The 15,889-nt window shown below is 48.6% G+C and carries 14 protein-coding genes; 13 read left to right on the top strand and 1 reads right to left on the bottom strand.

Features of this window, described 5'->3' with window-relative positions:
* The first annotated feature begins 10 nt into the window (after positions 1-10).
* From DCMF_RS09735 to DCMF_RS09685, 11 genes are all read left to right on the top strand, one after another.
* Positions 11-985 carry an ABC transporter ATP-binding protein gene (locus DCMF_RS09735; RefSeq protein WP_148134258.1) on the top strand — a complete coding sequence of 325 codons (975 nt, stop codon included), beginning with the start codon at positions 11-13 and terminating at the stop codon, positions 983-985.
* Complete coding sequence (locus tag DCMF_RS09730) at positions 985-1,761, top strand: aspartate/glutamate racemase family protein (protein WP_148134257.1); 777 nt, start codon at positions 985-987, stop codon at positions 1,759-1,761. Before DCMF_RS09735 ends, DCMF_RS09730 begins: the two co-directional genes overlap by 1 nt.
* A 46-nt stretch (positions 1,762-1,807) precedes the next feature.
* On the top strand, positions 1,808-2,332 hold the full coding sequence (locus DCMF_RS09725) for a nitroreductase family protein (RefSeq protein ID WP_214659227.1): 525 nt from the start codon (positions 1,808-1,810) through the stop codon (positions 2,330-2,332).
* Positions 2,329-2,613 carry a DUF6092 family protein gene (locus tag DCMF_RS09720; RefSeq protein WP_214659226.1) on the top strand — a complete coding sequence of 95 codons (285 nt, stop codon included), beginning with the start codon at positions 2,329-2,331 and terminating at the stop codon, positions 2,611-2,613. Before DCMF_RS09725 ends, DCMF_RS09720 begins: the two co-directional genes overlap by 4 nt.
* 41 nt (positions 2,614-2,654) lie before the next feature.
* Positions 2,655-3,749 carry a M24 family metallopeptidase gene (locus DCMF_RS09715; protein ID WP_148134254.1) on the top strand — a complete coding sequence of 365 codons (1,095 nt, stop codon included), beginning with the start codon at positions 2,655-2,657 and terminating at the stop codon, positions 3,747-3,749.
* A 25-nt stretch (positions 3,750-3,774) separates the two neighbouring features.
* Positions 3,775-5,832 (top strand): hydantoinase/oxoprolinase family protein, encoded by a 2,058-nt coding sequence (locus DCMF_RS09710; protein ID WP_148134253.1) that lies wholly within the window; start codon positions 3,775-3,777, stop codon positions 5,830-5,832.
* 4 nt (positions 5,833-5,836) lie between these two features.
* Positions 5,837-7,564, top strand: coding sequence for a hydantoinase B/oxoprolinase family protein (locus DCMF_RS09705; protein ID WP_148134252.1), 1,728 nt, complete (start codon positions 5,837-5,839; stop codon positions 7,562-7,564).
* A 334-nt stretch (positions 7,565-7,898) separates the two neighbouring features.
* On the top strand, positions 7,899-8,102 hold the full coding sequence (locus DCMF_RS09700; protein WP_148134251.1) for a 4Fe-4S binding protein: 204 nt from the start codon (positions 7,899-7,901) through the stop codon (positions 8,100-8,102).
* Positions 8,092-9,231: a 2-oxoacid:acceptor oxidoreductase subunit alpha gene (locus DCMF_RS09695; RefSeq protein ID WP_148134250.1), complete on the top strand. Its 1,140-nt coding sequence runs from the start codon at positions 8,092-8,094 to the stop codon at positions 9,229-9,231. The genes DCMF_RS09700 and DCMF_RS09695 overlap by 11 nt, the downstream gene beginning before the upstream one ends.
* A 1-nt stretch (position 9,232) precedes the next feature.
* Positions 9,233-10,054: a thiamine pyrophosphate-dependent enzyme gene (locus tag DCMF_RS09690; RefSeq protein WP_148134249.1), complete on the top strand. Its 822-nt coding sequence runs from the start codon at positions 9,233-9,235 to the stop codon at positions 10,052-10,054.
* Between the two features lies 1 nt (position 10,055).
* A complete protein-coding gene (locus DCMF_RS09685) occupies positions 10,056-10,604 on the top strand; it encodes a 2-oxoacid:acceptor oxidoreductase family protein (protein ID WP_148134248.1) in 549 nt (182 codons plus the stop codon).
* A 108-nt stretch (positions 10,605-10,712) separates the two neighbouring features.
* Here DCMF_RS09685 and DCMF_RS09680 read toward each other — a convergent pair whose 3' ends face one another.
* Complete coding sequence (locus DCMF_RS09680) at positions 10,713-11,405, bottom strand: FadR/GntR family transcriptional regulator (protein WP_148134247.1); 693 nt, start codon at positions 11,403-11,405, stop codon at positions 10,713-10,715.
* Positions 11,406-12,160: 755 nt separating this feature from the next.
* Here DCMF_RS09680 and DCMF_RS09675 point away from each other — a divergent pair.
* Entirely contained in the window at positions 12,161-13,285 is a 1,125-nt protein-coding gene (locus DCMF_RS09675) for an AbrB family transcriptional regulator (protein ID WP_148134246.1), read from the top strand.
* A 201-nt stretch (positions 13,286-13,486) separates the two neighbouring features.
* On the top strand, positions 13,487-15,403 hold the full coding sequence (locus tag DCMF_RS09670; RefSeq protein WP_148134245.1) for a sigma 54-interacting transcriptional regulator: 1,917 nt from the start codon (positions 13,487-13,489) through the stop codon (positions 15,401-15,403).
* The last annotated feature ends 486 nt before the right edge of the window (positions 15,404-15,889 follow it).

The raw sequence follows: 15,889 nt of genomic DNA, 5'->3' as shown, positions 1-15,889 counted from the left end.
GGTGATGAATATGAGTGAAGTGATCTTATCAATTAAGGATTTGAAAACCTATTTTCCCGTGAACCGGGCCCAAGGCGTGTATGTGAAAGCGGTGGATCAAGTCAGCCTGGATGTGAAAAAGGGGGAAATTCTGGGTCTGGTGGGGGAATCCGGATCCGGGAAGAGTACCATTGCTTATACGGTGATGGGCATGTATCAACCGACCGGGGGGGAAATCCAATTTCAGGGACAAAAAATAAATATGCCCAGTGATAAAAGGCCTCTTGCCTTAAAAAAAGCGCTGCAGATTGTTTTTCAGGATCCGGGGTCTTCTCTCAACGGCCATCAAAATATCCGCCAGATTTTAGAGCTTCCTTTGCGCGTGCATCAAATTGTCCCGAAGAGCGAGATGGAGAAGAAGATCGTGGAGATCCTGCACAATGTGGAGCTTTCATCTAATTACTTGTACAAATCTCCCGGCGCCATTGGAGGCGGGGAAAGGCAGATGGTATCCATTGCCCGTGCTTTGGCCTCCAACCCGGCTTTTGTGATCCTGGATGAACCTACCTCGGCTCTCGATGTTTCCATCCAGGCCAAAATTATCAATATGCTGCTGAAACTGCAAAAAGAACAGCAGCTGACCTATCTTTTTATTACCCATGACCTGAGCCTGATGAGAAACATTGCCACGCGGATTGCCATCATGTATTTAGGCAAGGTATGCGAGATCGCCGATACCGGGGAGTTTTTTAAGAAGCCCCTTCACCCATACACCAAAATGCTCCTTTCCTCTATTCCTGTGATCTCAGAGGAAGAAGAAGCATTAAAGCCGGAAAAAGTTGTGTCCACGGGAGAAATTCCTTCCCCGGTGAATATTCCGCCCGGGTGCAGTTTCCACCTGCGCTGCCCCTGGAAGAGGGATATTTGTTCCGTAACGGATCCGGTGATGCAGGAAGCTTCCCCCGGTCACTTTGTGCGCTGTCATGCCTGCCAGGAGGTGTGCTGATGAAAAAGAAAAAAATCTTGTTTATCAACCCTGTGGGTCATGAAACATGGGACGCTGACGTCAAGAACTATTTGACCGCCTATAAAGAGGATGCCACCGAGGTGGATGTGGTCTCCCTGAAGAAGGGGCCCCATCACCTGGAGTACCATTATTATGAGGCTTTGATTGCCGGAGAACTGCTCCATACCATCAAGGAGGCAGAGAAAAAGGGCTATGACGGGGCGGTGATCGGCTGTTTCTATGACCCTTTCCTCCGTGAAGCCCGGGAAATCTGCACGCGGATGGTCGTCACGGCACCGGCGGAATCATCCCTGCAGCTGGCGGCCCTGTACGGAGATACTTTTTCCATCATGGTGGGAAGAAAAAAGTGGATTCCTGCCATGCACCGGAACGTTCGTCTATACGGGTACGGAGAAAAGCTGGCTTCCTTCCGCAGTCTGGACATGGGGGTGCTGGACTTTCACCAAAATGAGTCTTATACGGAAAATCTTCTCATTACGGAAGGACGCAAGGCGATCACAGAGGACCGGGCAGAAGTGCTGATTCTCGGCTGTACGGTGCAATTCGGCTTTTACCGGGAGCTCCAGAAGGTGTTGGGCGTGCCTGTGATCGATGCGGTGCTGGCTCCCTTTAAACACGCGGAGTATTTGGTAGCCCTGAGAGAGGGGCTGGGCTGGATCACCAGCAAAGTGGGAGGATTTGAAACACCTCCGCTCCGGGAAATAAAAGAATGGAAGTTGGAAGACCAGTATCGGGTACCGGATTTATGGGAGTGAAAACAGATAACGTCACTTTCCGAAGAGGAAAAGGAGGAGGATGTGTATGGATGTGTGGGAAGCGATCAAGAGCAGGCGCAGCATCCGGTTGTTTACCGACCAATCCGTGACTACAGAGGCCTTGACGAAACTGGTGGAGGCCGGGTGCTGGGCACCGTCCGGAAGCAACGCCCAGGCCTGGGAGTACCTGATTGTGACGGACCCGGCCCTCATGAAAAAAGTGCTGCGTTTTTCTCCGGGCCTGTTTCAGGTTCCCCCGGCAATGATTTTTGTGTGCACAGACCGGGAGCGGGCCTTGAAAAAGGCCGGGGAAATGGGCCGGGACCTGATGTGTCTTCTGGATGGGGCGATGGCGGCCCAAAATATCATGCTGCAAGCCCATGCCATGGGACTGGGCACTTGTGTGCTTAAGGGATTTGACCAAAAAGCGGCCCAGATTATTCTGGGCATGCCGGAAAATATCATACCGGAACTGCTGATCATTGTGGGTGTGGCCAAAGAAGCGCCCCAACCCCCCGGGCGCAGGCCGGTAAAAGAAGTGCTGCATTGGGAAAGGTGGGAGGACCGGTGAGCGCCCCGGCAGGGAATCTGGAGGGATATTATGACCTGATCGGCTATTTGGTCTCCAGTGCCAAAGAACTGGTCGTTGATCCTAAGTTGTATGGACCTTTGCGTTTGGTGGACGCCGTGAGCAGACTGGTGACACTTCTAGAAAAAGAAGAAAAAGCGGACAGTTTTCTCCTTTCCTTGAAGGAGGAGATTGATGCGGGCAAGTTTTTGGTGATGACAGACGAAGCAGCCTTTATTTCCTTCCTGGAAGAGCTGGTGATGAAGATGGCGCGCCAACCCTGATGGGGAGAAATTGGGAAAGTATGGATGACAGGGGGGATTCTATGGGAACTTTTGCCGTAAGGGTGAAGCGAATTCAAGAGATTATGAAAAGCCAGGGGACAGATTACCTGGTCCTGGCTCCTTCATCCCAGATGTTTTATCTTACGGGATTAAAGACAACGGCAGATGAAAGATTCCAAGGTTTTTTAGTGCCGGCCGAAGGTACGCCAATCCTGGTTCTGCCCAAAATGTATCAAGAGGCGGCCATGCATCTGGCGGAGAAAAATTTTGACTTACTTACCTGGGGTGACGGGTTAGATCCGGTGAGCTTATTGCTTCCCGTGATCAATAAAGAATGCCGCCGGGTTGCCATCGATGAAAGGATGTGGGCGGGACATTTTTTGGCCTTAAGGACAGCTTTTCCGGACTGCGCGTTTTTCGGCGCCTCGGTTTTGATGGGACAGGTACGCGTGATCAAGGATGCGGCGGAGATGGCTCTTTTAGAGCAGGCCGGCGCCCGGGCGGACCAGGTGATGGGAGAAGTGATGAAAGAATTGCGCCCGGGTCTCGCGGAAAAGGAAGTGGCCTTTTTTATTGAAAGCCGGCTGAGAGCATACGGGGCGGAAGACCTTTCTTTTAAACCCATCGTCGCTTCAGGGGCTAACGGCGCTTCTCCGCACCACCATACGGGAGACAGGAAACTAAGCGCCGGAGATCTGGTGATTTTGGATTTCGGCGGCGTGTTCCAGGGCTATTGTTCCGATATTACCCGGACCTTCTGTCTAGGAAAACCCTCCGAGGAAATAAAAAGGGTGTACCGGGCCGTACAGGAGGCTAATGAAGCCGGTTTTGCCGCGGCCCGGGAAGGAACGGCCTGTGAAAAGGTGGATCAGGCAGCCCGGGATGTGATTGCCCGGGCCGGGTACGGGCCGTATTTTATCCACCGTACGGGACACGGCATTGGCCTGGATTGCCATGAAGATCCTTATTTGGTCTCAGGCAATGAAGAAAAACTGGCCAGAGGGATGACCTTCAGCATTGAACCCGGTATTTATTTACCCGGGCAGTTTGGGGTCCGGATCGAAGACATTGCGGGGATTTCCCCGGCCGGTCCGGTGCGTTTTAACCATTTTTCCCGGGAGTTAATAGAAGTTTGAGAAAATATGTGTGGAGGGGTGAACCATGGGTTTTAGGGTGGCAGTTGATATTGGAGGTACTTTTACTGATTTTGTTTGTCTCAATGAACAGACGGGAGAAATTATTGATACGAAAGCGCATACCACTCCGAAAAATTTTGCGGACGGGGTGATCCATGCCATTGAAAAAACCGACATTGATCTGCATGAGACCGCCTACTTTGTGCACGGCAGCACTGTGGTGATCAATGCCGTGACGGAAAGAAAAGGAGCGAAAACGGCCCTCATTACCACCAAAGGTTTCCGGGACGCCCTGGAGATCGGCCGGGCCAACCGTCCGGACCTGTACAACTATTTCTACAAGAAACCCAGACCCTACGTGCCCCGGCAGCTGCGTTTTGAAGTGGACGAGCGCCTGAACTACAAGGGAGAGGTTTTAAAGGCCCTGAGTGAGGAGGAAGTAAGAAAGGTTGCCCAAAAGATCCGGGCGGAAGGGGTGGATGCGGTAGCGGTCTGCTTGCTCCATTCCTATGCCGATCCCCAGCATGAACGCCTGGTGGGGGAAATTTTGCACCAGGAGCTTCCCGGAGTGGAAGTAACCATCTCCTCGGATTTGATTAAGGAATGGCGGGAGTACGAGAGAGCGAGCACCACCGTGCTCAATGCTTACGTGAAACCGGCGGCGAGTTTGTACCTGGATTCTCTCAAGGGACGGCTGAAAGAAATGGGTCTCCAGGTAGAACCTCATGCCATGCAATCCAACGGCGGCACAGCCACCTTTGCCCGGGCCAAAGAAGTCCCCATCAGTATGGTGGAATCCGGTCCTGTGGGCGGCGTGATTGGGGCCCATGCCTTAGGAAAAATCATGGGGGAAAGCAATCTGATCACCTTCGATATCGGGGGGACGACGGCAAAGACGGCTTTGATCAACAAAAGCGAAGTGAAGATTACCACCGAGTACAAGCTGGAATGGACGCCGAAATTTGCCGGCTATCCTGTAAAGGTGCCGGTGGTGGATATTATTGAAATCGGGGCCGGCGGGGGCAGCATTGCCTGGGTTGACGAGGTGGGGGTTTTGAAAGTAGGACCCCAAAGCGCCGGAGCCGACCCGGGACCGGCCTGTTACGGCCTGGGCGGTACCGAGCCTACCTTGACCGACGCCAATATTATTACCGGACGCATCGACCCGGACTATTTCCTGGGCGGCCAGTTTAAGGTGCGGGTGGATTTAGCCCGCCAAGCGATGCAGCCGATTGCCGATCATTTTGGCCTTAGTGTAGAAGAAGCAGCCTTGGGCGTAATTAAGACAGCCAACAACAATATGTTAAATGCCCTGAAGCTGATTTCTGTACGGAGAGGTCATGACCCCAGAGATTTTGCCATGGTCGCTATGGGGGGAAACGGGGCCATTCACGGCCCCTTCCTGGCCGCGGAATTAAAGGTGAAAAAACTGATTATCCCCAATTTGCCGGGGACATTTTCCGCCTGGGGTATGCTTATGACAGATTTGCGCCAGGATTTCATTCAAACCCAGATCATGCCCTTAGCCGGCTGCGATTTGGCCAGGGTCAATGCCATTTATGAAGAAATGGAAAAGGAAGCCATGGTGATTTACGAAAAACAGGGCATTTCCCCCCATGACATCGTCTTTGCCCGCACGGCGGATTTGCGTTACGTGGGGCAGGAGCATACGGTGCGCACGCCCGTGCAGAGCGGGACGATTCAAGAGGAATCCCTGGCCCAATCGCGCCGGGCTTTTGACCGCATTCACCATCAACAATATACCTTCAGCCTGGAACATGCGGCAGTGGAGTTTGTCAACTTTAATTTAACCGCTTTCGGCACGGTGCAAAAAGCGAAAATTGAAAAGATCCATCCGGACCGGAACCGGGGACAAAATCCTCAGAAGGGGGAACGGGTGATCAATTATGAGCAGCATGGCCAATTGGCAAGTAAGGTTTACGACAGAGAACTGCTTTCACCAGGGTTTGTGATAGAAGGGCCGGCGGCGGTGGAGGAGACGGAATCTGTCACCCTTCTCTATCCGGGCCAGACCCTGGAAGTAGATGCATACGGCAATTTGATCATTGATACGGGGGTGTAGAGTGATGGCAAAAGTTGATCCTTTTACAAGAGAAAATATTACCCAAGGACTGATTGCGGCGGCGGAGGAAATGTTCTTAACCTGGGGGCGCACCAGTCAGAGCACCATTATTTATGAAGTGCTGGACTACGCCTGCGGGCTTACGGATGCCAAAGGGAATTTAATTGGCCAAGCCAATGGGGTTACCGGCTTTTTAGGGGCGAATACCTATTCCGTGATTTCCGTATTGGAGAAGTTTGGGGTAGAAAACCTGAAACCGGGTGACATTATTCTCACCAACGATCCTTTTACGGGAAGCGGCACCCACCTGTGCGACGTCTCGGCGGTGCTGCCCATCTTTTACGAGGGTGAGGTGGTGGCTTTTGCCGCCAATAAAGGGCACTGGAATGAAATCGGCGGCAAGAACCTGGGCAGCTGGTCCACCAATGCCACGGAAATTTATCAGGAAGGACTCCAATTTCCCATTATCAAAATTTATGATGAAGGAAAACTGAATGAAGCCGTGCGGGATATGATCGGGGCCAACTGCCGGACCCCGGATATGACCCTGGGTGATTTATATGCTCAAACAGCTTCCCTGCGTATTGCGGAGCAAAGGGTGCTGGAATTGTTTGAAAAGCACGGCAAAGAAGCTGTTTTAGAAAGCATGGAGACCTATTTGGAGAATGGGCGGAAACTGGCCCTGCAGGAGCTGGCAAAAATGCCTAAGGGAACTTTTGAGGCGGAAAGCTATATTGACGCCAATGCCAACGGCTACGACGACGTCTATATCCGGGCGAAAGTAACCATTAGCGACGACTGTTTTGAAATTGATCTCACCGGTTCCGGGGAACAGATTGCCGCGCCCATTAATTGCACCAAATTCGGTGCCGCCTCCGCGGGCCGGATCATCTTCCATGCTTTGGTAAATCCAGATGCGGAGCCCAATGAGGGCTTCTATTCTCCCATCAAAGTGATTGCCCCGGCAGGAAGCGTTTTTGCCGCGGTGCGGCCGGCTCCCGTGTCCACCAACTGGGAAGCCCTAGCCCATATTACCGACCTGGTCTCCAAGGCCCTAGCTCCCGTGATGCCCGACCGGGTGTGCGCCGGCCAGTTCTTAAGTATTATCGGCACCATTCTGGCCGGGATCGAAGACGATACCAAGCAGCCTTTTGTCTTGTGCGAGCCCCAGGCCGGGGGATGGGGCGCCGGGTACAACAAAGACGGGGAAAGCGGCCTGGTGGCCATCGATGACGGAGAAACCTTTATGATTCCTGCCGAAGTAGCGGAATATCGCTATCCTATTATTGTGGAGCAATATGCCTTCAATCTTCAGGGCGGGGCGGGAAAATTCCGGGGTGGTTTCGGCCTGATCCGGGACTATCGTCTCCTCAATTCTTCTGCGGAATTGACGACTATTGTGAGCAAACATAAATATCCCGCCTGGGGATTTGCCGGCGGTAAAGACGGCTCTCCCAACGTGGTGGAAATCCATTACGCCGACGGCGCCGAGCCCTTGAGAGGTGCTACCTTTTCCAATTATGTGATGCACAAAGGAGACCTGGTCCGCTTTATCAGCGGCACCGGAGGCGGCTACGGAAATCCTTTGGAACGCCCGGCGGAAAAAGTTCTGCAGGATGTTAAGGATGAGTTCATTACCTGTGCAATTGCCGAAAAAGATTACGGTGTGGTTGTGGACCCGGAAACCAGGCAGATTCATTGGGAAAGGACCCAACAATTGCGCGGGAAATGAAATTATAAAAATTCTTAAAGAGATGGGGCGGATAGCCCCATCCCTTCTTTTATAGGCCCTCCATAAGTGTCAGATTTCTGACACAAAGCCATTCCATAAAATAAATGTAAATGAAGTTACTAGTATCACCAAAAACTAAAAGTTTATTTTTTGACAAAACTATAGTAAAATAACACCTGAAACGAAAGGCCGCTTTTTTTGGCACAGAAATTGCTTGAATTAAATCTTAAAAGAGAGTTTAATTTTTTTTGGCTCAGGATTGATGAAAGCCGATGACGGCTGGGATCGCTGGAAACGCGTTTGGCGTTATTCTATTTTTCAAGGGAGGCAAGACATGAAAAAGTACAGTGTCAGTGTCAACGAAAAACACTGTAAAGCGTGCGGTATCTGTATCGGGTTGTGCCCCAAAGGAGTATTCCGGGAAAACTATCTGGGCAAAGCCGTAGTAGAAGAGGCGGACAAATGTGCGGGCTGTAAAATCTGCGCCCTCCATTGCCCCGACTTTTGCATTGAGGTAGGTGAAGATCATGACCGGTAAGAAAAATATCCGGCTCTTGCAAGGGAACGAGGCCTGTGCCCTGGGGGCTTTAAAAGCCGGGGTGAGATTCTTTGCCGGGTATCCCATCACCCCGTCCACGGAAATCGCCGAAGTCATGGCCAAAGAACTGCCCAAAGTGGGGGGCAAGTTCATCCAAATGGAAGACGAAATCGCCGGCATGGCGGCCGTGATCGGGGCCAGCCTGACTGGGAAAAAAGCGCTCACGGCCACCAGCGGACCCGGATTCTCTTTAAAACAAGAAAACCTGGGCTATGCCTGTATTGCCGAAATCCCTTGCGTCGTTGTCAACGTGCAAAGAGGAGGTCCTTCTACCGGTCTGCCCACCAGTCCTGCCCAGGGCGACGTGATGCAGGCCAGGTGGGGCACCCACGGCGACCACCCGGTGATTGCCCTTTGTCCCGCCTCCATCAAAGAATGCTACACCCTGGCGGTACGGGCTTTCAATCTGGCGGAGAAATACATGACCCCGGTGATCCTGCTCATGGACGAAGTGATCGGCCACTTAAGAGAGCCCTTAGACTTCGACGAGGTCGCAGAGCTGGACATCCTGGAGCGGAAAAAACCGGAAGTTTCTCCGGAAGCATACATCCCCTTTGGGGCGGGAGAAGACGGTGTTCCGGCCCTGGCTCCCTTCGGTACCGGATACCGCTACCACGTCACCGGACTCACCCATGACGAAAGCGGGTTCTCCACCATGGCGCCCCAGGCGGTAGCGCGCATGAACCAAAGAAACAGCACCAAAATCCAAAAGCATCTTGCCGACATCCTGGCCTGGGAAAGCCGGAACATCGAAGACGCGGAAATCGTGCTCATCGCATACGGAGGCAGCGCCCGATCCGCCAAAGAAGCCATGGACCGGTTAAACGCCTTAGGGCATAAAATCGGCTTCTTCCGGCCCATCACCATCTGGCCCTTTCCCGAAAAAGAAATCAAAAAAATCGCCGGCAAAGTCAAAGCCCTTATTGTTCCCGAAATGAACATGGGACAGCTCAAGCTGGAAATCGAACGGGCGGCGAGGGGGCTGACCAAGGTCATCGGCGTCAACAAAATAGACGGAGAACTGATCACACCCCAAGAAATCATCGATGCGGTAAAGGGGGTCCAATAACATGCAGCAAGCTTACGAAAAATACTTCCGGCAGGACCGGCTCCCCCACATCTGGTGTCCCGGGTGCGGCAACGGCGTCGTGCTCGGGGCCTTTGCCCGGGCCATGGCAGAACTGAACATCGATCAAAATCAAACCGTGGTCATCTCCGGCATCGGCTGCTCCTCCCGGGCCACCACCTACCTGGACTTCAACACCTTGCACACCACCCACGGCAGAGCCTTGGCCTTTGCCACCGGAGTCAAACTATCCGAGCCAAGACTGAATGTCTTTGTCTTCCTGGGAGACGGGGATAGTTCCGCCATTGGGGGGAACCACCTGATCCATGCCTGTAGAAGGAACATCGACATCACCGCCATCATCATCAACAACAATATTTACGGCATGACCGGAGGTCAATACTCCCCCCTCACGCCCACAGGGAAAAAAGCCACCACCGCTCCTTACGGCATGATCGAAAGGAACTTCGATCTTTGTGAACTGGTCAAAGGGGCCGGGGCCACCTATGTGGCCCGGAGCACTACCTATCATGCCAAACAGCTCACCGACCTCATCGTCGCCGGGGCGAAACACAAGGGCTTTTCCGTGATTGAAGCCGTCTCTCAGTGCCCGGTCAGCTACGGGAGAAGGAACAAAATGAAAAATGCCTTAGAAATGGTCAATTGGTTCAAAGACCATGCCGTCACGAGCAAAGGTGCGGTGAAAATGACACCGGCCGAACTGGAGGGAAAATTCCTCATCGGAGAACTTCATCAATCGGCAGCTCCCGAATACACGGCGGAATACGACAAGCTCATTGCCAGAGTACAGGGAGGGGAGAAATAGCATGGGGGATAAATGGGAAGTGAGACTAAGCGGCACCGGAGGGCAGGGACTGATTTTGGGCGGCATCATTCTGGCCGAGGCGGGGATCCTCGACGGGTACAAGGCTGTCCAGTCCCAAAGCTATGGGCCTGAGGCCCGGGGCGGGGCGAGCAAAGCCGAAGTGATCATCAGCACCCGGGAGATCAACTACCCCAAAATCGGGGAAGCGGACATCCTGCTGGCCATGTCCCAGCAGGCCTATGATAAATACGCTACGGATCTCAGAGAGGGAGGAATCCTGATCATTGACAGCACTTTGGTTACGAATATCGGGGCGAGCAAGGCGGCACACATTTACCGGATCCCTATTACGGAAATTGCCAAAAGAGAAACGGGTAGAGAAATGACGGCCAACATCGTCGCCCTGGGGGCTATCGTGGGTGTAACCAAAGTGGTGACAGAGGAAGCCCTGCAAGAAGCGGTGTTGGACAGAATTCCCGCCGGGACGGAAGAGATGAATCTCAAAGCATTGAACAGCGGGTTGCATGCCGGGGCGGAAATCGAAGCTTAGGTTTCTAAACTGGGCAAAATTAAATAAGCTTTCAACATGGCAAAACCCTGAGTCTAATCCGACCAGGGTTTTTGCTTTGCGGGTTTGGCAATATCTTCAGAAAGAAGGCTAAATTTTTTTGATTTCTTCGATTCTTCTACGAATGTTACGCAGGTGAATTTGCTGGGCCAGTTTGGCAGACTCCTTATCTCTGGCTTCAATGGCCTCGCGTATGGCTCTATGTTCTTTTGCCATCTGCTCAATCCGTTCATTAGAATAAAGGGTTTTCTCCCGAATCTTAGCCAAAAGCTCAAGGTTGATTTGAATAAAGCTGGAAAACATCACGTTTTTGCTTGCTTCGGCAATTGCCAGATGAAAAGCATGGTCGGAATCTAAAGGAGACAAATTTATATCTGCCCCTTGATCCAACAGGTGTTCCGCGTCTCTGATATTAATCAAATCTTCTTCTGTAGCCCTGTCACAAGCTAATTCGACAATCCTGGTCTCTAAAGTCTCCCTCGCCTCTAAAAGGTCCCAAATAGCTGCTTTTTCAAATTTTTCAAATATCGAGAGTTTATCGCTTTCCTTTGGGAGACCGGCGATGTAACGCCCATCTCCCGGTTTTGTGACAATGATTCCTTGCTGTTCTAATACCCGAAAGGCTTCCCTGAGGGTACTCCGGCTCACGCCGATTACCTCAGAAAGTTCCCGCTCAGAGGGTAAGCGATCACCAATACAAAGTTGCTTTTCTTCTAATTTATTAATTATTTGTTGAATGATATCCTGATATAATCTGCGATATCCGGCTCGCTCAAATGTCAAAGATTTCACCTCCACTGGTCAATTGGCTTATCCAATCTATATTATATGATGGTAAAGGGGGCTTTTCAACTAAACAAAAAAATATTTTTAAGAATTTTGACTTTTTAGAAGGATAAAATACCAATATAGAGAATCTATACCTTGTATTGGATGGTCCAATTGACCAATAGCCCAATTCATAATAATATAAATTGTATAAAGACTGACCCCATAGTGATTACAAAATGTTTTTAGTTCTAAAAACAAATTAGAAAAACCTGTTAAATCAAGAAAAACATGTTAGAAAATTAATTTTATTCTTATTAAAAGGGAAGGGATATTGCCAGTAAGGAGCTTTTAGTCAACTGTAACTGGATCAACCAATGATCCACCAGGCCAATGGCGGTTTGTAAAAATTTAAGAAATGAAATAAAAGAACTTAGGTTATCAGTAATAACATGATTAGTATCTTATAAGGATGTTCGTTCAAAATTTTAACATAATCGCGCTCTTAAAGTATGTTTTTCTGGGACTGATTTAGTGCTATAACATTTTACATTAAAGAAGGGAAATTGGCGTAACCGCCAGCCCGTCTTTATGTATTATCATGCTGGACGTCCTTGCTTCAAAAGAGAGTTTAAAACAGATACATTTCTCCGTTTTTTCTGGCAGTGTATTTGTTCTTTTAAGAATCTAGACATAAATTGGCATATAAATTCAAATAATTATTCGATTCAAGAACCGTCCCTGAATTTACTTAACTTATTGGAGATATCATGAAGATAATAAATCTTAATCGAGAAAGCAAATTAGTTAGACTATTGGTGACCATGATGCTGGGAGTAGTCGGTGGCGTGATTTTTACACGCATACACATGCCTCTGCCCTGGGTACTGGGACCGATGGTGGTATTGATCATAGCTTCCAAGCTTGGACATATCCATCTGTACTGGTCGTTGAAAGAGAGGAACTTAGGACTAATCATCATTGGGTATGCTAGTGGTTCGTCTATCAACAAGGAGACCCTTTATCAAATTATGCAGCAACTGCCCTGGATGGCGGTGATGACAGTAACTCTAATCGCTTTCAGCGCTATCACTGCAGTATTTGTTTCCAAGCTGACGGAAATTGATTATCCTTCCATACTTACAGGTGGGATCCCGGGAGGCCTTACTCAGATGGTGATTCTGGCAGAGGAAATGGGAGGCTTGGATCTAACAGTAATTACGTTCCTTCAAGTTATGAGGTTGATTCTAGTGGTTTCCTGCGTTCCCCTGATTGTTTTTAGCCCTTTGTATGCGGCTGAGAAATCGGCTTACACAACTGCTGTCGCCCAGACCGCTTCCGAACCATGGGATGTGCTGATACCCAAAATCGTATTATTTGCCGCAATATCTGTCTTGTCCGCTATATCGTCAAAGAGACTCAAGTTTCCAACCCCATATTTTGTAGGTCCCATTCTCGGAGTTGCCATATTCAATATTTTAGGATTTCACGCGCCGTCACTTTCACCTGTTCTATTGATGATCGCCCAGTTCACTATGGGCTGCTACCTTGGTTTATTGTTGGAACCGGGTAAGCTGCAAAACAAAGTAAAAGTAGTACTTTTATCGATCATAAACACCATTATTATGATTCTCTTTGCCCTGGGTTTGAGCTATATTCTTATAAAAGTGCATGGGATAGGAACTGTAACGAGTTTCCTGTGTCTTGCTCCGGGAAGTTCTGACCAAATGAGCATCGTTGCAAGCGTAATCTCTGCTAACGTATCGATAGTTACCGGGTATCAAATGTTTCGTGTCTTATTTGTAAATTTTGCTGTCCCTCCCCTGCTTAAGTGGTTTTACAGGTACCATACAAGAAAAAAGCATGCCGATTGCAGCTTCGACTCCGCTAAGTAATTCCCTATAATTGGCTAACTGGATCCTTTTTAGGGCTATTTCCAGATTGGCAGTAGACGGCAACAGCCGGATCCTTGCCGGCCACTCTGAGTTAAGACGTTTTTTGGACGGGTGAATTTTAGGCTTTCGAACTAACATAATTATTAAATGTCCAGGAAGTCAGGTTATCGCCTAGGCCAATGACTTCAGAAGGAGATTAACGTGTATAAGATAGCGGTTATCTATTCTGCGTATCCTGATATGACGGTAGCAGCAGAAGAATTAATTCAGAAAAAAGGATATCATTTGGAGTTTGCTATCGCGGTATTAGATAAAGCGGTTGAACTAGCAAAAAGGTATGAAGCTCAGGGATTTGATTTAATTATCAGTCGTGGTATGACAGGAACCCTGATTAGAGCAGCGGTTTATATTCCTGTGATACTTGTTGATATAACAACTTTTGATATTTTGTTTACCCTGTATAATGCCAGAAAACATGGGGAAAGACTTGCCTTTTTACAGTACTCCAACGGCTTAAAATACCATGATTTTAACCTTATTCGAGATATACTGAACATTAGTGAAAAAGATTTGCAAATTCTCTATTTTCAGAATGAAGAGGAACTGCAAAAAAAAATTGACCAAGCTTGTGCCAGTTCTGTAGATGTCATAGTAACCACAGGCACCTATAGTCGCGAGGTAGTACGGGAACGCGGCTTAAAAACTATCATGGTGCACTCCACCAAGGAGGCTATTTATAATGCCTTTCAACAGGCGGAAGACATCCTAAATAAGCTCTATCAAGGTAAAGAACTGCTAAAATATTTTACAGCGATGGCCGATGACGATTTTACCGGCCTAATCTTGCTAAACCTGCGGGAAAAAATCATTTATATCAGTGTGCCGGCCTGCAAGCTATTAAAACTGAACTCCAAAAAAAATATAGGCAGAAGCGCTCGCGAAGTCTTTCAAACCATACCTGCTTTGAAAGACTATTCCCTGGACCAGAAAAATTATAAGGTAAACATCAAAGATGTTAACTTATCGCTCAATAAGACTGTCATTCAAAATTCCGGAGAACTGATGGGATATGCCCTTAAATTATCTTATCTTCCTGAAACGGTAAACAGTTCTTCAGAAAAGAATGAAGGTCCGCGTAACAAAGGCCATCAGACCCGTTATCAATTTTCCGATGTGATTGGCTGCTCCAAAAGCATCACGAGTGTTATTAACCGGGCAAAAAGCTATGGAAATACGGATCTAACCGTTTTGATCACCGGCGAAAGCGGGACAGGAAAAGAAGTATTCGCCAATAGTATTCATAATGTAAGTCCCCATAGTAATGGGCCTTTTATTGCTGTAAACTGCGTTACCCTGCCCCAGAATCTTTTGGAAAGTGAGCTTTTTGGTTATGAAGAAGGCTCCTTTACCGGAGCTAAACGAGGTGGTAAGATCGGACTCTTTGAACTGGCTAACAACGGCACAATATTTCTTGACGAAATCTCCGAAATAACACAATCGGCTCAAGCACAGTTATTACGAGTCTTACAGGAAAAGGTGATTAGACGCATAGGGGGAAATAGAGTCATTCCGGTGAATGTGAGGGTGATTGCGGCCAGTAATGCTGATCTGCCCCAGAGAGTAAAAAGAGGTCAATTTAGAGAAGACTTGTTTTTCCGGCTTAATGTTTTACATTTGCGTATCCCTCCCCTGCGCGAGCGAAAAGAAGATATCCCGCTTCTGGTTAAGTTTTTTATTACAAAATACCTGGGAAAAGATAGCAAAATTAATATGCCAGATTTATTTATGAAGAGACTGCAAAATTATAGTTGGCCGGGAAATGTAAGAGAACTAGAGCATGTAGTAGAAAAGTTCTGTGTTTTATACCAGGATGGGCAAGATATTTACTCTGTCCTGGAAGAATTGTTTTTTGATTTTAATTATTATAAGATGAACCCCTTAAATTCTTTGGACCAGTCTCTAACCATTGAATTAGGAACCCTCAAGGAAATGGAAAAACAGATTATTGAAATCCTCTTCCAGCGCTATAGTTCAGATAAAGCGTCATTGGCCAGGCTGCTGGGGATCAGCAGGACGAATTTGTGGAGTAAATTAAAAGAGTTGGAGGCGGAGAATTAAAGTTAAAAATTTTTCAAAATGATTCGCCCTTATTTAGTGTACTTAATTCTTTGAGGACAAGTATAGTTTTTTAGGAATCCGGTAAAATTGGCCTTTAGTATCAAGTGACAAACCAACCATTACCTTGCTTTAATGGTTCCTCTGCCACGTTTGTCTTTTTTGTCCGGAGTACCGAAGTATGCATCCTCTAGCCCAATAAAACCGGATCCTGCATGGCTTTCCAGATTCCGTGGAGCATAAACCAAGCCGCTTTGCACGATATTTCAAGTTTCTTTTACCAACATTTCGGTGAAACCGTTTCTTGTTGAGATTACGGAATAAGTGCCATGATCGTTGCAACATAGACCACAAAAAAAGAAAAAAATTCCCCGGAGGAAGGTTCTTTCCTTTTTTTTGGTTTGCATTGAGGAAGACCATTCTTGACCAGTAGCAGGCAGGAATGGTCTTCCAATTCTGGCTGATTCCAAGTGATGAGGCCACCATGAT

The sequence above is a fragment of the Candidatus Formimonas warabiya genome, assembly GCF_002777255.1.
GTDB classification, from domain to species: domain Bacteria; phylum Bacillota; class Dehalobacteriia; order Dehalobacteriales; family Dehalobacteriaceae; genus Formimonas; species Formimonas warabiya.
The sequence above is the reverse complement of the archived record's forward strand: the minus strand, read 5'-3'. Positions and strand labels throughout refer to the sequence as shown.